Below are 22,326 nucleotides of genomic sequence, written 5' to 3'. Positions count from 1 at the left end.
GTCACGCTCTCTTACGAGGAGGAACTGTGCGCATTAAGGGAAAGGCTCGCCTGGCAGTCACTGCGATTGCCATAGCCGGGGTTGCAGCGTTGTCGCTGTCCGGTTGCACCACCGCACCAAAGACGGAGCCGACGGCTGCAGCAGGGGGAACGGCGACGGTTGCCGTCGTCAACGAGTTCACATCGCTTAACTCACAGACCCCCCAGGGCAACCTCGACACGAACGGCCAGGTCGGATACCTGAACGGTTCGTACGGCACCGGATTCCAGTACATCGACAACAACTTCAAGATCGTTCACGACGAGAAGTTCGGCAAGATGGAAAAGACCTCCGACGACCCGTTGACCGTGAAGTACACCCTCAACAAAGACCTCAAGTGGTCTGACGGCGAGCCGATCACCGCCGACGACATGGTGTTGGCCTGGGCCATCGCTTCTGGGTACTACGACGACGCCACCATCGACCCGGCATCGGGCGAGGTGTCCAGCGGAAACCAGTACTTCTCGATCGCGGCCAGCACGGCCGGCCTCGACACGACGGCGTACCCGACGGTCGGCGACGACAATGAGTCGATCGAACTGGTCTACTCCAAGCCCTACGTGGACTGGGAGCTGGTCAACCCGATCGCTCAGCCGGCGCACATTGTGGCGAAGAAGGCCGGTCTCGCTTCGGCTGCCGACCTCACCAAGCTGATCGAGGGACTGCCGAAGGGCGACCCGGCAGCGCCGGCCGCGCCGAACGCTGACTTCAAGAAGGCTGCTGACTTCGTCAACACCGGCTATGATCTCACGGCCTTCCCGACCGACCCCGACCTTCTCGTCGCGAGCGGCCCGTTCGTGCTGTCGGCCTGGACCCCGGGACAGTCGCTCACCATGACCCGCAACGAGCACTACGTTGCCGGCCTGATGCCGAAGGTCGACAAGATCGTCTTCCGCATCATCGGTGACGCGAACGCCCAGGTCACTGCACTGCAGAACGGCGAGGTCGACATCATCAACCCGCAGGCGTCGGCAGACACCCTCGCCGCGCTGAAGAGCGCGAACGCCACGATTCTTTCGGGCGACCAGGTCTCGTACGATCACCTCGACCTCACGTTCAGCACCGATGGTGTTTTCGCCGACAAGAGCGTGCGTCAGGCATTCCTGAAGACGATCCCGCGTCAGCAGATCCTCGACGCGATCGTGACGCCGGTCAACCCCGACGCCAAGGTGCTCGACTCGCAGCTCTTCCTGCCCAACCAGGACGAGTACGCCGCCACCGTCAAGAACAACGGGTCGAGCGAGTACAGCAAGGTTGACATCGAAGGCGCCAAGGCGCTCCTGGCCGGCAAGACCCCCGAGGTCAAGCTGATGTACAACACGACGAACCCGAACCGGGTCGACGAGTTCCAGGCCATCCTCGCCTCGGCCACTGAGGCCGGCTTCAAGATTGTGGATGCGGGTTCGCCCGACTGGAGCAAGAAGCTCGGCGACGGTTCGTACGACGCCGTGCTGTTCGGTTGGATTGCCCCCGGTGCCGGTACCTCAGGCATCCCGCAGATCTTCGGACCTGTCGGCAGCGGTGGCAACTACAACAACTACGACGGAACCGGCGACCTGGCAATCGAAACTCAGTCAACTCTCGACAAGTCGGCGTTGACCGACCTGGAGCTGCAGATTGACAAGCAGACCTTCGACGACGCCTACGGTCTTCCGCTGTTCCAGCTGCCCGGCATCTTCGGAACCAGCAGCAAGATCGACGGAGTGAAGTTCATGGGCAACCAGACCGGACCGTTCTGGAACTTCTGGGAGTGGTCAGTCAAGTAATCGCGACATGAACCGGTCCTCGCGCACCGTGCGCGGGGACCGGTTTCGTGACGAAGGGCAGATTCTGCCCCGCCATGATCAACCACCGCTCCAGTGAGGTAGCCCATTCAATGGTGAGTTTCATCCTGCGACGAGTTCTCGTCTCCGTTCTCATTCTTCTGGCGGCATCATTCTTGATGTACATGCTTGTCGCCTTTTCGGTCGATCCGCTCGACGATCTCCGCAGCAGCAACGCTGCCAACAAGGATCAGCTGATCGCAGCCCGGATCCAGCTTCTGCACCTCGACATCGCGCCGCCCGTGCGCTGGGCACTCTGGCTCACCGGAGCGGCCGGATGTCTGATCCCCTTCGCCAACGCCTGCGACCTGGGTCCGACGATCGCCAACGCTCAGGTGATCGACCTGCTGCCGAACGCTCTGAGCTCCACGGTGCAGCTCGTCACCCTGGCGCTTCTGCTGGCGATCATCTTCGGAATCACGATCGGCATCGTGACGGCCCTGCGCCAGTACAGCGGTCTCGACAACACGATGACCTTCATCAGCTTCTTCCTCTATTCCCTCCCGGCGTTCTTGGTCGCAGTGCTGCTGAAAGAGTTCATCGCGATCTCCTTCAATAACTTTCTCGGTGATCCGGTGGTGTCGGCGTTCTGGGCACTCGCCATCGGCGTGATCGTCGGCGCAATCTGGCAGTCGCTCATCGGCGGCGCTCGTCGGCAACGTCTCGCAGTTTTTGTGGTCTCGGGTGCCAGCACAACACTGATGTTGTGGTTCATGTCCGCCACCGGATGGTTCATGACCCCGGGAATCGGGCCGGTCGCGATGATCGTGCTTGTTGCGGCCATCGCCGTGGGAGTCACCGCCCTCGTGGCGGGCATCCGCCAACGCCGGGCGCTGCTGACCGCCGGGATCAACGGGGCGATTGCGATCATTTGCTATTTCGCACTGCAGCCGCTGTTCGACATTTCGAGTGCCGGAACCATCGCCATCCTGGGTATCGCCACGGTGGCGGTCGGCTTGTTGAGCGGGTTTCTCGTCGGCGGCTACGACCGCGGGCAGAACATGCGAGTGGGGGTACTGACCGCGGTTCTCTCGGCCGCGCTCATCCTGCTTGACCGCTACATGCAGTCATGGCCCGCGTACCTGGCCGAAGGTCAGATCAACGGCCGCCCCATTGCCACCGTCGGGTCGGTCACCCCGAATCTGGACGGCGATTTCTGGATCAGCGGCATCGATAGCTTCACCCACCTGCTGCTGCCGACCATCACGCTCCTGCTCATCTCGTTCGCCGGTTACACCCGGTATTCCCGTGCCGGGATGCTGGAGGTGCTGAACCAGGACTACATCCGTACGGCGCGGGCCAAGGGGCTTCCGGAGCGCACGGTCATCGTGCGCCACGCATTTCGCAATGTGCTCATTCCCATCACCACGCTGATCGCCTTCGACGTGGGGGCGCTGCTCGGCGGGGCGATCATCACCGAGACGGTCTTCGCGATTCCCGGAATGGGGTTGCTCTTCAACCTCGGACTCCGTCGCGGTGACCTGAACCCGGTGATGGGCTATTTCTTGGTCATCGCATCGATGGCAATCTTGTTCAACTTCCTGGCAGACCTGGCGTACGCCAGCCTTGACCCGAGGGTGAGGGTTCGATAATGGCACTTGACACACAGGTGAATGGAAGCGGCAACGGCGGCAACGGCGACGGTGCCATCTCCACCGGAAAGGCGCCCGAAAGCCAGGGACGGCTGATCTGGCGACGCTTTCTCGGCAACAGAATCGCGGTGACCTCCGGGGTGCTCGTGGTGCTCATCATCCTGTTCGCCATCTCAGCGATCGGGATCGGTCCCATTCCGGGATGGTGGAAGTACGGCTATACCGAGCTGAACCCGCAGGTCAACAATGGGGCGCCAACACTGAGCCTGATTCMCACCTGGCTCGGCGGCTCCGGAATCACGCTCGGCGAACATCCGTTCGGCCAGAACCGGATCGGCAAGGACTACTTCGCCATGACCATGCGCGGAGTTCAGAACTCGGCTCTCGTCATGGTGGTGCTCGGCGGTATCGCCAGCATCGTCGGTGTCGTGGTCGGTGCCGTCGCCGGGTACTACCGAGGCCGGGTCGACGCGATTCTGATGCGTATCACCGACGTCTTCATCGTCATCCCCGCCCTCGTCGTCGGTTCGGTCGTCGGTTACTTCGCCGGCAACCTCGGCGCGTTTCTCTTGGCCCTGATGCTCGGATTCTTCTCCTGGATGGGCATCGCCCGGTTGGTGCGCGGCGAGTTCCTCTCGCTTCGCGAACGCCCCTTCGTGGAGGCGGCCCGGGTCGCCGGTGCGTCGGATCAGCGGATCATTTTCAAGCACATCCTGCCGAACGCGATGGGCGTGGTCATCGTTTCCTCGACGCTGATCATGGCCTCCGCCATCCTGTTGGAGACCGCACTGAGCTTCCTCGGCTACGGTATCCGCACGCCCGACGTGTCGCTCGGCCTGTTGATCAGCTCCAACCAGTCGGCGTTCCAGACCCGGCCCTGGCTGTTCTGGTGGCCCGGATTCTTCATCGTCGCCCTGGCATTGCTGGTGAACTTCGTCGGAGACGGCCTGCGCGATGCCTTCGACCCGCGCCACCGTCGTTTCAAACTGAGGATGATGCAGGAGCAGCTGCTGGAACCCGGCGAGGACCGCGAATGATGCTCATTCCGGCGAGCTCGCCGGCCTCGCTAGCGGGCCAGCGACCCCACCAGGGTCGCGAGGGCCAGTGCGCTCAGCACGACAATCATCATCGTGTGGCGAGTGATCAGCACCGGGGTCTCATCGGCCACACCGGCTTCGACCAGACCGTGGTCGCGCAGTGCCGTCCACCGGCTGCGCACCACGGCGGCGGCCTGACCGGATTCGGTGTTGATCAGATCTCCGGGGCGAACCTCGGCGGAGGCCGGCAGGCCCGCCTGGGATTCGGAGCCGGTCGATCGCGAGTTGCGCACACCGGTCACATGTCCGGGAGCCGGCGCCGCCCAGGCCACGTACTTGTGGCCGGGGGTGTACAGCGTCAGGGCGTACTTGGTGTCGACGTTGATCAGAGCGGCCCACGGGATGTGGATGGTGCGAAAAACGTTTCGCAGCTCGACGCCGTCGTCGGTGACGGCGGTGTACGGGCGCCACAACGCCTCCCAGGCGAGAACGCTGAAGAAGGCGGCCGGGATCAGCGTGAGCAGCGACGCGCCGGGACCGACGAAGAAGAGGCTGCCCGCGATCAGGGCGGCAATCACCCAGACACACACGGCAAGGATGCGATTGAAACGCGACGAGATCTCGACGCGGTCTCCCGGGATGTAAGTCTGCATTTTTCTATGCTGACAGCTTGTGGACCCACGCGGAAATGCACGACGACGCCAGGCGCATCCGCGCAGGGCGTGAAATGGAGCACATTCTCATGACCGACACACTCCTGACCGACACCGTGACGGGACACCCCGTCTTGGAGGTCACCGATCTCAGCGTGGACTTCGGCGTCGACGGCGTCTGGATTCCCGCGGCCAAGAAACTGAACTACTCGATCAAACCGCGCGAAGTGTTGGCGATCGTGGGGGAGTCCGGCTCCGGAAAGAGTGCCAGCTCGATGGCCGTGCTCGATCTGCTTCCGCAGAACAGCCGCATTTCCGGAAGCGTCAAGCTCGACGGTCGCGAGCTTCGCGGTCTCAGCCCGGCGCAGATGCGCCGCGTGCGCGGCCGCCAGGTGGCGGTCATCTTCCAAGAGCCGATGACCGCGTTGAACCCGGTCTACACGATCGGATTCCAGATCGTCGAGACCCTGCGGCTGCACTTCGGGATGTCGCCGAGCCAAGCCAAAACGCGGGCGCTGGAGCTGCTCGACATGGTCGAGCTGCCCGACCCGATGAAGGCATTCAAGTCGTACCCGCACCAGCTCTCCGGCGGTCAGCTGCAGCGGGCGATGATCGCCCAGTCGATCTCCTGCGACCCCAAGCTGCTCATCGCCGATGAGCCGACCACGGCACTGGATGTCACGGTGCAGGCCGAGATCCTCGACCTGCTGCGCAATCTGCGTGACCGCCTCGACAGCGCCATTCTGCTGATCACTCACGACATGGGGGTGGTCGCCGATCTCGCCGATCACATCGCCGTGATGCGCAAGGGACTGATCGTCGAGGCCGGCCCGAGCGCGCAGATCTTTGCCACGCCGCAGCATCCGTACACGATCGCCCTGCTCCAGGCTGTTCCCTTTCTCGGGCAACGCGACAACGAAGAGATCGACACCACGGCCAGCCTGGCCATCGGGAGTGAACTCGAGAACAGCGTCGACTTCGCGGCACGTGTTGAGATCAATGAGCGTCTGGCCGAGGTTGCCGCGCAAGCCGCCGCAGAAGACACCCGCCGGGTTGTCGTCGAGTTCGACAATGTCGCCATCGAATACCCGAAGAGCGGCCATGTTCAGGCGTTCCGTGCCGCCGACGGCATCAACTTGAAAATTCGGGAAGGCGAGGTCGTCGGCCTGGTCGGCGAGTCAGGCTCGGGCAAGACCACGCTGGGCCGGGCCGCGGTCGGCTTGCTTCCGATCACCGAAGGGCGCCTGGTCGTTGCTGGGGAGGATCTCTCTCATGCCGGCCGTGAAGACATCCGTCGGTTGCACAAGAATGTGGGAATCGTCTTTCAGGACCCCTCGTCGTCGCTCAACCCGCGGTTGCCGATCGGGGACAGCATCGGCGAACCGCTGCTGCTGGCGAAGCGATTCTCCGGTGCGGATCTGAATGCCGAGGTTGAGCGTCTCCTCGACAGCGTCGAGCTGCCGCGCAACTACCGCAGCCGTTACCCGCACGAGCTTTCCGGAGGGCAGAAGCAGCGGGTGGGCATTGCCAGGGCGCTGGCCCTCGGACCGCAGGTGCTGGTGGCCGACGAGCCGACCAGCGCCCTGGATGTCTCGGTTCAGGCGCGCGTTCTCGTGCTGTTGCAGGCGTTGCAGAAAGAGATGAACTTCGCCTGCCTGTTCATCACCCACGACTTGGCCGTCATCGATGTGCTGGCCGATCGGATTGCGGTGATGCACCACGGCAAACTGGTGGAGACGGGGACCAGAGACGAAATTCTGCGTAACCCCAAGGAGGCATACACTCAGCGGTTGCTTGCTGCGGTGCCGCTGCCCGACCCGGCCAAACAGCGTGAACGACGTCTGCTCCGTCAGGAACTGCGCGCGGTCGCCTCGAAAACGGAATAGCGGGCTTCGCGTCGCGCCTCGTGCCCGCGCGCCTAGCAGGTGCTGGAGCTCCGCGCTAATTTTCAGGGTTCGTGCGGTAAGATCGTCAGTCGGGCCACCTTCTGGCCACACTTCCATTCTTAGTCGCACGCGACATTTTGCGGCAGCAATTCTTTGTGAGGAACTCTTTTATGGCGATTGCCACGCGCAATAACCTTCGAAACGTAGCAATCGTTGCCCACGTTGACCACGGCAAGACCACGCTCGTTGACGCGATGCTTCGCCAGACGAACTCGTTCGCCGAGCACGCGCACCTCGAAGAGCGTGCCATGGACTCCAACGAGCTCGAGCGCGAAAAGGGCATCACGATCCTCGCCAAGAACACGGCGATCTCGTACAAGGGCAAGCACGCCACCGACGGCCCGATCACGATCAACGTGATCGACACCCCCGGCCACGCCGACTTCGGTGGCGAGGTCGAGCGCGGTCTGTCCATGGTTGACGGCGTTGTTCTGCTCGTCGACGCCAGTGAAGGACCGCTGCCGCAGACCCGCTTCGTGCTGCGTAAGGCACTCGAAGCCAAGCTTCCCGTCATCCTGCTGGTCAACAAGACCGACCGTCCGGATGCGCGCATCGAAGAGGTCGTCGGCGAAAGCCAGGACCTGCTCCTCGGTCTCGCCAGCGACATGGCTGACGACGTTCCCGACCTGGACCTCGACCTCGTGCTGAACGTGCCGGTTGTCTACGCTTCGGGCCGTAACGGTGCCGCAAGCCTGACCCAGCCCGCCAACGGCGAGCTGCCCGACAACGATGACCTTGAGCCGCTCTTCGAAGCGATCCTCGAGCACATCCCCGCTCCGGTCTACGACGACGAGCACCCGCTGCAGGCCTGGGTCACGAACCTCGACTCCTCGCCGTTCCTCGGTCGCCTCGCGCTGCTGCGCATCTTCCAGGGCACCATCAAAAAGGGCCAGACGGTCGCTTGGATCAAGCACGACGGATCCGTACACAACGTGCGCGTCACCGAGCTGATGATCACCAAGGCACTCGACCGCTACCCGGCCGAAAGCGCTGGCCCCGGCGACATCGTTGCCGTTGCAGGTTTCGCCGACATCACCATTGGTGAGACCCTGGCTGACCCCGAAGACCCCCGTCCGCTGCCGACCATCACGGTTGACGACCCGGCCATCTCGATGACCATCGGTACCAACACGTCGCCGCTGATCGGCAAGATCAAGGGCCACAAGCTCACCGCCCGCATGGTCAAGGACCGTCTGGACAAGGAGCTCGTCGGTAACGTCTCGCTCAAGGTTCTCGACATCGGACGCCCCGACGCCTGGGAAGTTCAGGGACGTGGCGAGCTCGCTCTCGCCATCCTCGTCGAGCAGATGCGTCGCGAAGGCTTCGAGCTGACCGTCGGCAAGCCGCAGGTTGTTGTCAAGAAGGTCGACGGCAAGGTTCACGAGCCGTTCGAGCACCTGACCATCGACGCACCGGAAGAGTACCTCGGTGGCATCACCCAGCTCCTCGCCACCCGCAAGGGCCGCATGGAGAACATGGCGAACCACGGCACCGGCTGGGTTCGTATGGAGTTCATCGTTCCGTCGCGTGGCCTCATCGGTTTCCGCACCGAGTTCCTGACCACCACCCGTGGCACCGGTATCGCCAACGCGATCTCGCACGGCTACGAGCCCTGGGCCGGCACCATCAACACGCGCAACAACGGCTCGATCGTTGCTGACCGCTCAGGTGTTGTCACCCCGTTCGCCATCATCGCTCTGCAGGAGCGCATGAGCTTCTTCGTGAACCCGACCGAAGAGGTCTACGAAGGCATGGTCATCGGCGAGAACTCGCGCGCCGACGACATGGACGTCAACATCACCAAGGAAAAGAAACTGACCAACATGCGTCAGTCCACGTCCGACACCTTCGAGTCGATGACCCCGTCGAAGCAGCTGACGCTCGAGCAGTGCCTCGAGTTCGCTCGCGAAGACGAGTGTGTCGAGGTCACCCCCGAGGTCGTGCGTATCCGCAAGGTTGAGCTCGCCGCTCAGGCTCGTGCGCGCAACACCTCGCGTTTGAAGAAGCAGGACGCCAACTAACAGCTGTGCGCTGACTGTTGACAGCCGCCCCTCCCAGCTTCGGGAGGGGCGGCTGTGTTTAACTTGACCGTGAAGTGACTTGACCTTGATCTGAGTGAAATTGCCGTGCGTGAACTTCATGCCGCCGACGAAAGAAGACAATCATGACCAGAATTCGACCGGCCATCGGCATCCCTCTCGCGCTCGTGCTTGCCCTGGCAGCTGGACCGATGCTGAGCGGATGCTCCAGCGTGGGTGGGCTCGTCAACGGTGCGGTGCAAGACGCCTCAGGCGGCAGTGTCAGCCTCGGTGGAGCGCTGCCGAAGGGCTGGCCGGACGAGGTGCCGGTCATCGACGGGGAGATCCTGCTCGGAGCGGGAAACACCGCCGACGGGCAGACGGGCTGGGTCGTCACCATCAAGTCGACCGCGGCAGACCCGGTGGCCGACGCCCAGGCGCAGCTGGAAGCCGCAGGGTTCGTCACGGACGCGAGTGGTTCGACGGGCGGAAACGGCGCCGTAGCGATGAAGAACGACGCGTACACGGTGGTGTTGGTCGGCAACGCGGACGGCGTGCTCTACACGGTGATGCCGCTGTCCGCGAACTAGTTCGGCTCGCGGGATACGCCGCGAGTCAGGCGAAGAGCGGGGCCCCGACGTAGCTCCCGGGGCGCGCCCCAGGGGGCACCGCGAAGAGTGCTGAGCTGACGTGACGGATGTACTCGTTGAGGGCGTCGTTTCGGGCGAGATTCAGTTGCACTGTGGTGAACTGCTCGGGTTCGCGCTGGAACGAGATGAAGAAGAGTCCCGCCTCGAGGCGACCGAGTGCATCGTTGCCGTCGACGAAGTTGTAGCCGCGCCGCAGCATCCGAATGCCCGAGTTCTCGGTCGGATGCGCCAATCTGACATGCGCGGTCGTCGCGATGAGCGGCTCGTCGCCGCGCCCGGTCACCTCGAAGTCGGGCTCGGTGAACTCGGTGCCGCCGGAGAGCGGGGCACCCTCGCCCTTGTTGCGACCGATGACCGCCTCCTGCTCACGCAGAATCGTGCGGTCCCAGGTCTCGATGGTCATCCGGATGCGCCGGGTCACCAGGTAGGATCCGCCGGTCATCCACGCGGCACTGTCACCCGACTGCACCCAGACCTGATCGTTGACGGCGGCCGGTTCCTCGGCCTTGATGTTCGCCGTGCCGTCTTTGAAGCCGAAGAGATTGCGCGGGGTGGCCTGGCTGGTGCTCGTTGACGAGGTGCGCCCGAAGCCCAGCTGCGACCAGCGCAGTGCCGCCCGGCCGAACGCGATGCGGGAGAGGTTGCGGATGGCGTGCACAGCCACCTGGGGGTCGTCGGCGCATGCCTGGATGCAGAGGTCACCGTCGCTCGCCGCCGGGTCGAGCATGTCGCCCGGAAAATGGGGGAGCGTGACGAGCTCAGCCGGCCGGCGGGCGGCGAGGCCGAACCGGTCGACGCCATCCGTCGTCGAGAAGAGCGTCGGACCGAAACCGAAGGTGATGGTCAAGCCCGACGGGGGAAGGCCCTGCGCCTCGCCGGTGTCCTCCGGCGGAGCGTCGTAGGGCCCGCTGACCGCGCCGTATTCGCCGATGTCTTTTCCGGCGGTCATGGCCGCAGCGGCAATCGTCCAGTCCTGCAGCAGCTCGATCAGGTCGGCGCGGGTCGCCGAGGCGGACATGTCGAACGCAGCGAAATGCAGGCGGTCCTGGGCGGGCGTGACGATGCCGGCCTGGTGCGTGCCATAGAAATCGTAGGAGCGCGTCGCGGATGCAGTGGCGCCCGATCCGGCCCCCGTTGCCGCCAGCACGGCGCGGTCGGCCGCGATGCCGATTCCGATGCCCGCCACGCCGGCCCCGGCCAGGCCGAGCAGCCCGCGACGGGAAATCCCGGCGGGTTTCCCGGCGGGTTTCCCGGCAGGTTTCCCGGCGGGTGGGGAAGGCGTGGTGGAATCAGTCATCAGAGAACGAGCGTAGCCGTGAGCTGGTTGAGCGGTTCACCGAGTGCGTTGACCTGGTCGGAGAGCGCCTTGATCTCAGCGGGGCTGAGTTCGGTGTACAGCGTGAAGCCGTCACCGACGCGCTGGGCGTCGAGCAGGGTCTGCAGCGAAGCGAACTCGGTGTCGAGTGTGTCGGCGAGGTTCTGATCCTTCTCGACGACCATGTCGCGCACGCCGGCGTAGAGCACCTTCGCGCCGTCGACATTGGCCTGGAAGTCCCAGAGGTCGGTGTGTGACCAGGCTTCTTCTTCGCCGGTGACCTTGCCGGTGGCAACCTCATCGAGCAGGCCGATGGCGCCGTTGGTCTGCTGCGCGAGCGTGAAGGTCAGGTCCTGCACCTTCGTGTTGAGCGTGGCGGTGTCGGCAAGGAGCAGCTCAGTGAGGTGCGCGCGCTTCTCGGCCGGGTACGCGACGAAGCCGGCCTCCGCGTCGGCGGGCCAGAGATCCTTCTCGATCGCGTGCCAGCCGGTCCATTCCTGGCCCTCTTCGAGGTCGGCCTCGCGCAGGTCGAGCTTCGGGTCGAGGTCGCCGAACGACTCGGCGATGGTCTCGACGCGCTCCCAGTGGGCGCGCGTTCCGGCGTAGAGGCTGCGGGCGGTGTCATCGTCGCCGGCCACATAGGCGGCGGCGAACGCGTCGGTTCCGGTGACCAGCTGGGCCACCTGATCCTTCACATACGAGGCGTAGTTGACGTTGGCGGCGTCGATCTGGGCGGCGAGGTCGATGTCCGGCGCGGCCGCGGCATCCGACTTCGTCACGGTGAAGGCGGTCTTGCCGATGCCGTCGCCCACCATGCCGGGCTTGCACGCGGTCAGGTAGCTGCCCGCGGCGAGCTGCACGACGAGGTCGCGGCTGAGGCCGGGACCGATGTTCTCCACTTCGCCGACGATGCGCAGGCCGTCTTCGCCGAGCAGGTAGAACTCGGTCACCTGGTCGCCGCTGTTGGTGACGGTGAACCGGGCGTTACCGGCCGGAACTTCGGCAGCGGACACTGTGCACGCGTCGGCGCTGCTGTCGACGGTCAGCGCCGCGTGACCGGCATCCTTTGTCGGCGCGTTGGCGACGCAGCCGGTGAGAGAGAGCAGGCCGACAGCCGACACAGCGGTGAGCAGGAGGAGACGGGAGCGCATAGAAGTCCTTCGGAACGGGAAGAGGGAAGACAGGATGTGGGGGAGCGGGGTGGGACGGGAGAAGATCAGTGTGCGGCGATGACCGGCGTGGCACCCGTTGCGGGCTGGGCAGCAGGGATTGTGGCCGCGCGAGGTTTGCCGCGCCGACTCTTCACGATGAAGAGGGTCATGGTGGGCACGACGTAGGAAATCCAGACGGCCAGTTCCAGCCAGGTGGTGGCCGGCGAGAAGTTGAAGAAGCCCTTCAGTAGGGTGCCGTACCAGCTATCGGGCGGGATCGTGGCGCTCACGTCGAAGGCGAGGTTGTGCAGCCCGGGCAGGATGCCGGCCTCCTGCAGGTCGTGCACGCCGTAGGAAAGCACGCCGGCCGCGACGACGATCAGGATGCCGCCGGTCCAGGTGAAGAACTTCGACAGGTTGATCTTGAGCATGCCGGCGTAGATCAGCCAGCCGAGGGCGACGGCGGTGACGATTCCGAGGGACGCGCCGACCAGCGGAAGTGTCGTCTCACCCGTCGCCTTGACGGCGGCCCAGATGAAGAGTGCGGTCTCGATTCCTTCGCGGCCGACCGCGAGGAACGCGACGATGACCAGTCCGAAACCGCTTCCGACGAGATGGCGGTCGATGTTGCCCTGCAGGTGGCCCTTGAGGTCGCGAGCCGTGCGCAGCATCCAGAACACCATCCAGGTGACGAGGCCGGTCGCGACGATCGACAATACTCCGCCGATGGTCTCCTGTGCTTCGAACGAGAGGCCGTAGGTGCCAAACGTCAGCAGGGCGCCGATGCCGAGTGCGAGAAGAACGGCAAGCCCGATCCCGGCCCAAATGCGCGGCAGAACATCTTTGCGGTCGATCTTGACGATGTAGGCGATCAGGATGGTGACGATGAGTACGGCTTCGAGACCTTCGCGCAGGCCGATCAGATAGTTTGCGAGCACAGGACTTCCTGGGAATGTTTGTTGGGGGGATGGTAAGGCTAACCTTACGTCCCCAACTGTAACCGCTGGTTTCGGGGCTGTCCATTTCTTTTTCCTCAGCCGTAACAAACAAGCGTGCAGGGTCGCACTCGGGTGATGCACGGGTCTCTTGCCGGTTCTACGGAGCTTGGCGGGCTAACGTGGCTGACTTATTGCCCGAACCCAGGTGCCGCTTGGCTGCCGCTGAACCCGAAACGATATGCCCCTTCTTCGCTCTGTCCGTTCACCCGCCCGCCGCACGTCGACCACTCGTCACGACCACGCATCACGCCGAACCTGGCGCTCCCCGCTCTCCTCTTCTTTCACTTCGGTCGTTCTCACCGGAGTGGGAATGGTGGTGGTCGGGTCGCTGACCATGGCCCCGTCGCTTCCGGCGACGGCGCTCTCGGCGTCGGATGCAGCGGCGACGACATTGGCACTGCCGCTGCCGACCACAACGGAAAAGAGCGCATCGCTCGTCGGCGCTCAGAATGTGGTCCTCGCCGACTTTGCTCCTCAGACGATCGCGCGTGACGGTTACAGCTCAGAGGCAGCTCCGCCACCACCGCCCCCCGTCGTCGAAGCTGCTGCTGCAGCACCGGCGGCACCGGCAGCCGGTGGAGGCGTGCAGTGGCCATTCCCGCAGGCGGTTCGGATCAGCGACGGCTTCGGTCCGCGCAGCGCTCCCTGCAGCGGTTGCTCGACCTTCCACGACGGGCTCGACATGAACGCCGGCGACGGCGCCTCGATCGGCTCGATCGCCGATGGTGTCGTGGTCACCTCGACCGACGACGGCGGCGGATACGGCGCCTACGTCGAGATCGAATCCGTCGTCGGCGGCGAGACGGTGACGGCGCTCTACGCGCACATGCAGCTGGGTTCTCGCGGAGTCTCGGTCGGTGAGCACGTCACGGCTGGTCAGTTCGTCGGACTCGTCGGCAGCACCGGTCAGGCGACCGGCCCGCACCTGCACCTCGAGCTGTTCCACACCGACGGTGTGCGCTTCGATCCCTACTCTTGGCTGACCGAGCACGCGGGCTAGCTTCGATGCTGCCCGCCCCGCCGACTAGGCTTCGACTGTGATGGTCATGTCCGGCAGCGATGAACGCGTCGCCTTTGTTGTTGCTCGCCCCGGCGATGAATCGCTGATGACCGGCGGAACGATCGCCCGCCTTCGTTCGGACGGATCGCGGGTCGCGGTGCTCTTCGGCCAGGCCGGCACCGAGGATCCCTCGGCGACACGCGCGGCCCTGACCGCACTCGACGTCGACGACTGGATGATCGTGCCCGCCCTGTCGGGTCAATCGATTGAAGACGAAGACCGCGAGCTTGACGGGCTGATGCTCGACCTGCTCACCGATTTTGGGGCGACGGCAGTCGTGATCGGCACCGACGATGATCGGTTGCGGGCGGCGGCCGTGCTCGCTGCCGAAAAGACCGGCGTGCCGGTGTTTCTGAGTCGCCGGGTCGCCGCCGACGTCAACCAGCGGGTGAAGGCGATCGACGTCAGCGATCAGATCGACACGAAGCTCCGGGCGGTTGCGGCCTACCCCGGTCGATGGTCGGTGATCGACCATGCCGTGCGAGCGCCCGATGGCACGCTGCAGAGCGTCAGCGGAACCGAAGCGTTCGTGCAGATCAGTTCCCCGCCATCCGGGCGACTGTCGATGACGGCTCCGTCGGCGTCGCCGCTGGAGCGCATCGGTGGGGGAGTGCTCGCGCTGGTTCTCGGCGCACTGTTCGGGCTGCTCGGAACCCTGGCCCATCTGGCGACGTTCTCGATCGGTTCTGTCGAGATTCCGTACGGATTGATCCTTGCCCTGGTGGCGACATCCGCTCTGCTGATCGGACTGCGCTTGGTGTTTCACGACCGGCTGATGGTCCTGCTTGCCGCAATCGGGATGCTCGGCATGATATTTCTGCTGTCGCTGCGCAGTACGGGCGGCTCCGTACTCATCCCGCAGGGGCTGACCGGACTCATCTGGACCATTGTTCCGACCCTGGTCGCAGCACTGGTCATCGCCTGGCCGAAGCTGCCCGCCAAGCACTGAGGCAACCGGCCGGGCGGAGGTCGCGGCGCCGGTGCACAACACGCCAGCACACAACACTCGTATCAAGCAGACCCCTCTTCGAGGCATAGACTGGATATCCAGCTCGTGAAGGGAACCTCACCACCGTGACGTATGTCATTGCTCTTCCTTGCGTCGATGTCAAAGACCGTGCCTGCATTGATGAATGCCCGGTCGATTGCATCTACGAGGGGGAACGCTCGCTCTACATCCACCCCGACGAATGCGTCGACTGCGGTGCGTGTGAGCCGGTCTGCCCTGTCGAGGCTATTTATTACGAAGACGACCTTCCCGAACAGTGGGCTGACTATTACAAGGCGAATGTCGAATTCTTCGACGACATCGGTTCCCCGGGTGGAGCAGCCAAGATCGGCGTGATTCCCAAGGATCACCCGGTGATCGCCGTGCTGCCGCCGCAGGTTCAGCACTAGCGCGCCGGCTGCCCGATGCTGAAGCAGCTTCCTGACTACCCGTGGGACCAGATGGCCCCGTTTGCCGAGAAGGCACGGGCCCATGTCGGCGGCATCGTCGACCTGTCGATCGGTTCGCCCGTCGACGCCACGCCCGCGCTGATCAGGCAGGCACTGGCCGAGGCGACGGATGCGCACGCCTACCCGCAAACGGTCGGAACGCCGGCTCTGCAGCGGGCCATCATCGACTGGTACGCGCGCCGCCGCGGCGTGACCGGACTCGCGGCCAGGAACGTGCTGCCGACGATCGGCTCGAAAGAGCTCGTCGCCCTGCTCCCGTTCATGCTCGGGATTGGCGAGGGCGACACGATCGTGCACCCGCGCGCGGCCTACCCGACCTATGAGATCGGTGCTGCCATCGCCGGCGCCACCGCGCTCGCCTCCGACGACCCGGCCGAATGGCCGGCCTCGACGAAACTGATCTGGCTGAACAGCCCCGGAAATCCCGACGGCCGGGTGCTCTCGGTCGCTGAACTGCGCACCGCCGTGGCCCGCGCACGAGAACTCGACGCGGTGATCGTCAGCGACGAATGCTATGCCGAGCTCGGCTGGGAGGCGCCGTGGGACACCGAACCGATTCCCAGCATCCTCGACCCGCGGGTGGTCGGCGAGAGCCGCCACAACGTACTGGCCATTTATTCGCTGAGCAAGCAGTCGAACCTCGCCGGCTACCGCGCCGCCTTCGTGGCCGGCTGCGGCTCGTTGATCGCTCGGGTGTTGACGGTGCGCAAGCACGCCGGCTTGATGCTCCCTGCGCCGTTGCAGGCCGCCATGGTCGTGGCCCTCGGCGATGACGCGCACGTCGCCGCGCAGAAGGAGCTCTACCGCGCCCGCCGCGCGGTGCTGCTGCCCGCGCTGCAGGATGCCGGCTTCCGCATCGACAACAGCGAGGCCGGACTCTACCTCTGGGCGACCCGGGGCGTCGACGCCTGGCAGACGATCGCCGAGCTGGCCGAGTTGGGCATCCTCGCCGGACCCGGCCCGTTCTACGGTAGTTTCTACCCGCAACACGTGCGGTTCTCGCTGACCGCGACCGACGAGCGGATCCAGGCGGCGGCGGAGCGACTGCGTAGCCGGTGATCGAGCCGGTCGAGATCTCCGCCGGCCGGCCTTGCGAGGTCGGCCTACGTGGTCACTTCGACGAGCTCAGTACATCGCTCGACATGCTCGACCACCGGTGTTGTGGACTATATCCAATGGAAAGCGACTGCTTTTAGCGGATGCCACAGTAGGCTGCTGGGCGGCTTAGGCTGTAGTCGGTTGCCCGCCACACACCATGAGTGTGTGCTGCGGATCGCCAGAGAATTAACCGGTTGCCCCGACAGGGCACTACTACTCAGGGAGACCCCGTGGGCGACGAGCGAACAGCATCCAACGAGCCGCAGAAGGCAACGCTCACCTATCCGGGCGGCACAGCCGAGTTCCCCATCTTGCGCAGCGTTGATGGCGCATCCAGCCTCGACATCTCGACGCTGACCCGCCAGACCGGGCTCACCACCCTGGACTACGGGTTCGTGAACACCGCGGCGACGCGTTCCTCGATCACCTACATCGACGGCGAGCAGGGGATTCTGCGCTACCGCGGCTACCCGATCGAGCAGATCGCGCACAACTCCAGCTTCCTCGAAACCGCCTGGCTGCTCATTTACGGAGAACTGCCGACGCCGGCCGAACTCGACGACTTCGACAACCGCATCCGTCGTCACACCCTGCTTCACGAAGACCTGCGCCGCTTCTTCGACGCCCTGCCGCACAACGCGCACCCCATGTCGGTGCTGTCGAGCGGTGTCTCTGCCCTCTCGACGTACTACCAGGACTCGCTCAGCCCGAAGGACCCGGCCCAGGTCGAGATCTCCACGGTGCGCCTGCTCGCCAAGCTTCCGGTGATGGCCGCCTACGCGCACAAGAAGAGCATCGGTCAGGCGTTCCTCTACCCCGATAACTCGCTGAGCTTCGTCGACAACTTCCTCAAGCTGAACTTCGGCACGCTGGCCGAGCCCTATGAGGTCAACCCGGTGGTCAGCAAGGCGCTCGAGCGCCTGCTCATGCTGCACGAGGACCACGAGCAGAACGCGTCGACTTCGACGGTGCGCCTTGTCGGCTCGACCGAAGCCAACCTGTTCGCGTCGGTCTCTGCCGGCATCAACGCCCTCTTCGGTCCGCTGCACGGTGGCGCCAACGAGGCCGTGCTCTCGATGCTCGCCGACATTCAGGCATCCGGTGAGGGTGTCGCGAAGTATGTCGAGCGCGTGAAGAACAAGGAAGCCGGCGTCAAGCTGATGGGCTTCGGGCACCGCGTCTACAAGAACTACGACCCGCGCGCCAAGCTCGTCAAGGAAAGCGCCCACGAAGTGCTCGCCGCTCTCGGCGTGCAGGACGACCTGCTCGACATCGCGATGGAGCTCGAGCACTACGCGCTCAACGACGACTACTTCAAGGAGCGCAAGCTCTACCCGAACGTCGACTTCTACACCGGTGTCATCTACAAGGCCATGGGCTTCCCGACGCGGATGTTCACGGTTCTGTTCGCCATCGGTCGCCTGCCCGGCTGGATCGGCCACTGGCGCGAGATGAACACCGACCCGGCCACCAAGATCGGCCGCCCGCAGCAGTTGTACGTCGGATCCCCGGCGCGCGACTACCCGCAGCGCTAGTAGTTCGTTGATCGAGCCTGTCGAGACCCGGTGAGCCCATCTCCGAACGCGGGTTGCGTTTGAGGGTTGGCTTGCGGGAGTTCGACAAGCTCAATCACCGGGCGGCGACAGCGTGAGCGTGTCTGTCGCCGCCTTCTTCACGGCTTCCAGATCGAAGAGCCACGGCCGGGTCTGATGGTTCTGCCACAGTGGCGTCTGATCGGTGTAGTTCGGGTGGAATGCGTGCCCGGAAGCCCCGGTCAGGTTCACCCAGGTTGAGCTGTCGAAATCGGCCAGGCTCACGACCTGACGCATCGACGGCACCCAGTCGACGGTGTAGCCGACCGTGGCGTCCCAGCCCACCGCGTTGACGACCGACGATCCGCCGGCCACCTGGTAGGGCCCCCGGTTGAAGAGCCACTCGAGGGGGCCGATGCCCGACGTGCCAAAGCTCGCGTTGGTCAGTTCGAGAGTGTGAATCGATCCCCAGCTCCATCGTGACGTCTTCGCGCCCATCAACTTCACCCCTTCGTCTGACGCCTTCTCCAACACTTTCGCCAGGGTGTCGTCGCGTCCCACCGTGCCGAGCTTCGCGCTGGTCCACCAGGGGTCGTCGGGCCGGTCGAGCAGGGTCGCGATGACGGCGAAGGAGCGGTCGCCGCCGGTGAGCGCGGTTCCCTCGGGAAGCGAGTCGAAGACATCCGCCAGAAGGTTGCGCCAGACGATGCTGAAGTACGCGGCGGCGGCACTGTCGGCGTCGAGGTTGTAGTCCCAGTCCGTGAGGAGGCGCTGGGCGTCGGCCGTGGCCCCGGTCACCGTCAGTTTCTGCAGCACCGGCGCGAGCGTTGCGGCGGCGGCGCTGTAGTTGTCGGCTTGAATGCGGCTCATGTCGGCGGTCGTGAGCGGGGTGCCTGAATCGAGCAGTTTCTGCAGTCGCAGGGTGATCTGCTCGGCTCGATAGCCGAGATCCCAATCCTCGGTGATCATCACCGGGAATGCAGCGTCGACCGCCGCATTGTTCGCGGTGACGATGTAGCCACTTGCCGGGTTGTAGCTGTTCGGCAGTTGATCGAACGGAACGAACCCCGTCCAGCCGTAGTCGCTCGTCCAGCCCGGAACCGGAACCGTGCCGTCTCCGGTGCGTCGAATCGGGATGAGCCCCGGGGCTTGGTAGCCGATGTTGCCATCGACGTCGGCGTAGATGAGGTTCTGCGAAGGAACGTCGAAGAGCGACGCTGCGGCCCGGAACTCGTTCCAGTCGCCGGCCCGGTTGAGGGCGAAGATGGCGGATGCCGTGCGTCCGGGGGTGAGGGCGGTCCACTGCAACGACAACTGCGCCGTCGTCTCCGGGGCATCGGCCGCGGCATCAGTGGCGGGTGGCTCCGGCACCCCGTCGACCGACGGATAGTCCTCCGCGATGCTGCCGAATTGGCTGGTCAGCCCGCTGACCAGCGGGCCGTGCTCGGTCGCGCGAATCTCGATCTTGACGTCGGGGCCGCCGGCAACCTTGATCTTCTCGCCACGCACGGAGAGCGGCTTGAGGGCGCCGTCGAATTCGTAGTTCGGGCCGGTGACCCGTTCGAGGTAGAGATCCGCGACGTCCGGCCCGAGGTTGGTGAACCCCCAGGCGATGCGGGAATTGTGCCAGATGATCACGCCGGGCAGCCCGGAGAAGCTGTAGCCCGCCACGTCGAACGGGCACTCGACGCTCACGGCCTCACAGCGCAGGCCGACCTGGTACCACACCGAGGGCATCACGGCACCGAGGTGCGGGTCGTTCGCGAGGATCGGCTTGCCGGTGTCGGTGTGCGCTCCGGAGATCACCCAGGAGTTGGAGCCGATCTCGCCGCCGGCTGGGCCGAGCAGCTCAGGTACGGAGGCCAGGGCGGCACGCAGTTCGGCCAGGGGAGTGCCGAGCGCGGTCGACAGGTCCTGGTCCGATGCGAGAGGGTCGGGCGTCGAGGCGGTGTCGGTGGATCCCGTGTCGGTAGTCTCCGCTGATGCCCCATCAGTGGTCTCACCTGTCGTCGCGTCGCCAGTTGTCGCGTCGCCTGTCGTAGCGTCGGTGGTTTCAGCCGCCGCCGCCGGCACGGCGTTCTCGACGATGGTCGGATGCGTCGCATACGGGTAAGCGGGATGCAGAAGTGCCATGTCGTCGTCAGACAGTGTCGGTGCGAGCAGGGCCCGGTCGATCTCATCATCGAGGTTTGAACGCAAATCCCAGGCCATCGCCTTGAGCCAGGCCACTGAGTCGGCGGCGGTCCAGGGTTCCGGCGTGTAGTCGGGATTCTGGATGGCGAGTGTCGCGTACTCCAAGGAGAGGTCGGCGCCCTGGTGAGTGGCCAGGTAGGCGTTGACGCCGCGAGCGTAGGACTCGTAATAGCTGAGGGAGGTGGGATCGAGCAGTTTCACTTCCTGCTCGGCGACGGCGCGCCATCCAAGAGTCCTGACGAAGGTGTCGGTGCCGATCTGGCTCTCGCCGAAGAGTTCAGACAGTCGCCCGGCGGTGACGTGTCGTCGAAAGTCCATTTCCCAGAACCTGTCCTGAGCGTGAACGTAGCCTTCTGCAAGAAACAAATCGGTGGCGGTGGAGGCGACGATCTGCGGGATTCCGGCATTGTCGCGATAGACGGTGACGTCGCCCGCGAGCCCGGGCAGATTCAGGGTGCCCGACAAAGTGGGGAACGACCGGGTCACCGTCCAGGCTCCCAGACCGGTCGCAATGAGCCCGAGGCTCAGCACGATTCCCAGCGTGATGAACAGCGCCCTCAGTCGACTGGGGCGTCTGCTGCGCGGTGCATCACTTCCCACATCACTCCTTCGTGATAGTCAGGTGTAAGGAGACTACAGAAGAACCGACGCCGGGGGCAGAGGCCCGGTGCAGTTGCCCGTCGCCTCGACCGCAAATGTCACCGTATGCCGCACGATGTGTGCGGCATACGATGACACCTGTGCAATTCTTGCGCCCTTGGCTACACCCGAGGGCGTGCGGGTTAGGCGTGCAGCGCCTCGTTCAACTGGATGCCGCCACCCGAGCGCGGCAGCGCCTCAACGGCGCCGCTGATCGAGTTGCGACGGAAGAGCAGGTTCGGCACACCGGAGAGCTCCACGGCTTTGATGCTCTGCATCGCTCCGTCGGCGGTGCGCGGCTCATCGGGCAGCAGCACCTTGGTGCCGGCCGTGACGTAGAGGCCTGCCTCGACCACGGTGTCGTCGCCGATGGAGATTCCGACGCCGGAGTTCGCGCCGAGTAGCGCCCGCGCGCCGATCGCGACGCGCTGGGTTCCGCCGCCCGACAGCGTTCCCATGATGGATGCGCCGCCACCGATGTCGGCGCCGTCGCCCACGACGACGCCCTGCGAGATGCGCCCCTCAACCATCGAGGCGCCGAGCGTACCGGCATTGAAGTTGACGAAGCCTTCGTGCATGACCGTGGTGCCCGGGGCCAGGTGGGCGCCGAGGCGCACCCGCGAGGCATCCGCGATGCGCACGCGGTCGGGAGTCACATAGTTGAGCAGCGGCGGAAACTTGTCGACGCTCGTGGCCTGGATGCCGTGGCGCACGAGCGCGGGACGCAGACGGTCGAAGTCGGCGGGCAGCATCKGGCCGGCGTTGGTCCAGACCACGGTCGGCAGGTGACCGAAGATGCCATCGAGGTTGATGCTGTTGGGCCGGACGAGCAGGTGGGACAGCAGGTGCAACCGAAGGTAGGCATCCGCCGTGCTGCGGGGTGCCTCGGTGAGGTCGATCTCGACGGTGATGGCCTCGATGCGCACGGCACGACGGGCGTCATCACCGGCGTGCTCCTCGAGCTCGGCCGGGACGATCCAGCGGTCGCGGCCGGCGGGCAGCTCACCGAGCTGCGGAGACGGGAACCAGGTGTCCAAAACGGTGGAATCCTGGGCGATTGTGGCCAAGCCATACCCCCAGGCGTGCGACGAAACGGGGGAACCTGAAGAGGAAGCTGTGACCAT

General features: G+C 64.9%; 17 protein-coding genes. 11 read left to right on the top strand and 6 right to left on the bottom strand.

Features of this window, described 5'->3' with window-relative positions; translation table 11 throughout:
• Window positions 1-26: 26 nt before the first annotated feature.
• The 3 genes from AC1DCF_RS01810 (at window position 27) to AC1DCF_RS01800 (ending at window position 4,491) form a co-directional block, all read left to right on the top strand.
• A complete protein-coding gene (locus AC1DCF_RS01810) occupies window positions 27-1,805 on the top strand; it encodes an ABC transporter family substrate-binding protein (protein ID WP_477209519.1) in 1,779 nt (592 codons plus the stop codon).
• Between the two features lie 110 nt (window positions 1,806-1,915).
• Window positions 1,916-3,454: an ABC transporter permease gene (locus AC1DCF_RS01805; RefSeq protein ID WP_477209518.1), complete on the top strand. Its 1,539-nt coding sequence runs from the start codon at window positions 1,916-1,918 to the stop codon at window positions 3,452-3,454.
• Window positions 3,454-4,491: an ABC transporter permease gene (locus AC1DCF_RS01800; RefSeq protein WP_477209517.1), complete on the top strand. Its 1,038-nt coding sequence runs from the start codon at window positions 3,454-3,456 to the stop codon at window positions 4,489-4,491. The genes AC1DCF_RS01805 and AC1DCF_RS01800 overlap by 1 nt, the downstream gene beginning before the upstream one ends.
• 29 nt (window positions 4,492-4,520) lie before the next feature.
• Here the strand turns inward: AC1DCF_RS01800 and AC1DCF_RS01795 are convergent, their stop codons facing one another.
• Window positions 4,521-5,144, bottom strand: a complete 624-nt coding sequence (locus tag AC1DCF_RS01795) for a PH domain-containing protein (protein ID WP_477209516.1) — start codon at window positions 5,142-5,144, stop codon at window positions 4,521-4,523.
• Between the two features lie 89 nt (window positions 5,145-5,233).
• On the opposite strand from AC1DCF_RS01795, the gene AC1DCF_RS01790 reads away from it, so the two are divergent.
• The 3 genes from AC1DCF_RS01790 (at window position 5,234) to AC1DCF_RS01780 (ending at window position 9,698) form a co-directional block, all read left to right on the top strand.
• Entirely contained in the window at window positions 5,234-7,030 is a 1,797-nt protein-coding gene (locus AC1DCF_RS01790) for an ABC transporter ATP-binding protein (RefSeq protein WP_477209515.1), read from the top strand.
• A 170-nt stretch (window positions 7,031-7,200) separates the two neighbouring features.
• Window positions 7,201-9,111: a translational GTPase TypA gene (typA, locus tag AC1DCF_RS01785; protein WP_441791570.1), complete on the top strand. Its 1,911-nt coding sequence runs from the start codon at window positions 7,201-7,203 to the stop codon at window positions 9,109-9,111.
• Between the two features lie 143 nt (window positions 9,112-9,254).
• Window positions 9,255-9,698 carry a hypothetical protein gene (locus AC1DCF_RS01780; RefSeq protein ID WP_477209514.1) on the top strand — a complete coding sequence of 148 codons (444 nt, stop codon included), beginning with the start codon at window positions 9,255-9,257 and terminating at the stop codon, window positions 9,696-9,698.
• A 25-nt stretch (window positions 9,699-9,723) separates the two neighbouring features.
• Here AC1DCF_RS01780 and efeB read toward each other — a convergent pair whose 3' ends face one another.
• The 3 genes from efeB to efeU form a co-directional block, all read right to left on the bottom strand.
• Complete coding sequence (gene efeB / locus AC1DCF_RS01775; protein WP_477209513.1) at window positions 9,724-11,055, bottom strand: iron uptake transporter deferrochelatase/peroxidase subunit; 1,332 nt, start codon at window positions 11,053-11,055, stop codon at window positions 9,724-9,726.
• Window positions 11,055-12,224 carry an iron uptake system protein EfeO gene (gene efeO, locus AC1DCF_RS01770; RefSeq protein WP_477209512.1) on the bottom strand — a complete coding sequence of 390 codons (1,170 nt, stop codon included), beginning with the start codon at window positions 12,222-12,224 and terminating at the stop codon, window positions 11,055-11,057. The genes efeB and efeO overlap by 1 nt, the downstream gene beginning before the upstream one ends.
• A 65-nt stretch (window positions 12,225-12,289) precedes the next feature.
• Window positions 12,290-13,162, bottom strand: coding sequence for an iron uptake transporter permease EfeU (gene efeU / locus AC1DCF_RS01765; protein WP_477209511.1), 873 nt, complete (start codon window positions 13,160-13,162; stop codon window positions 12,290-12,292).
• Between the two features lie 370 nt (window positions 13,163-13,532).
• Here efeU and AC1DCF_RS01760 point away from each other — a divergent pair, with 370 nt between their 5' ends.
• The 5 genes from AC1DCF_RS01760 (at window position 13,533) to AC1DCF_RS01740 (ending at window position 18,373) form a co-directional block, all read left to right on the top strand.
• Window positions 13,533-14,222 carry a M23 family metallopeptidase gene (locus AC1DCF_RS01760; RefSeq protein WP_477209510.1) on the top strand — a complete coding sequence of 230 codons (690 nt, stop codon included), beginning with the start codon at window positions 13,533-13,535 and terminating at the stop codon, window positions 14,220-14,222.
• A gap of 37 nt (window positions 14,223-14,259) precedes the next feature.
• Window positions 14,260-15,231, top strand: coding sequence for a PIG-L deacetylase family protein (locus AC1DCF_RS01755; RefSeq protein ID WP_477209509.1), 972 nt, complete (start codon window positions 14,260-14,262; stop codon window positions 15,229-15,231).
• Between the two features lie 125 nt (window positions 15,232-15,356).
• Complete coding sequence (gene fdxA, locus AC1DCF_RS01750) at window positions 15,357-15,680, top strand: ferredoxin (RefSeq protein ID WP_345063980.1); 324 nt, start codon at window positions 15,357-15,359, stop codon at window positions 15,678-15,680.
• A 15-nt stretch (window positions 15,681-15,695) separates the two neighbouring features.
• Entirely contained in the window at window positions 15,696-16,799 is a 1,104-nt protein-coding gene (dapC, locus tag AC1DCF_RS01745; protein WP_477209508.1) for a succinyldiaminopimelate transaminase, read from the top strand.
• A 269-nt stretch (window positions 16,800-17,068) separates the two neighbouring features.
• Window positions 17,069-18,373, top strand: coding sequence for a citrate synthase (locus tag AC1DCF_RS01740; protein WP_441791562.1), 1,305 nt, complete (start codon window positions 17,069-17,071; stop codon window positions 18,371-18,373).
• Between the two features lie 90 nt (window positions 18,374-18,463).
• Here AC1DCF_RS01740 and AC1DCF_RS01735 read toward each other — a convergent pair whose 3' ends face one another.
• A complete protein-coding gene (locus tag AC1DCF_RS01735; protein WP_477209507.1) occupies window positions 18,464-21,163 on the bottom strand; it encodes a penicillin acylase family protein in 2,700 nt (899 codons plus the stop codon).
• A gap of 182 nt (window positions 21,164-21,345) precedes the next feature.
• On the bottom strand, window positions 21,346-22,326 hold the full coding sequence (gene dapD / locus AC1DCF_RS01730) for a 2,3,4,5-tetrahydropyridine-2,6-dicarboxylate N-succinyltransferase (RefSeq protein ID WP_477209506.1): 981 nt from the start codon (window positions 22,324-22,326) through the stop codon (window positions 21,346-21,348).

Source organism: Leifsonia sp. 10L418, from assembly GCF_056395445.1.
Note: the sequence above shows the minus strand (reverse complement) of the source record. Positions and strands in the feature narration are given on the sequence as shown.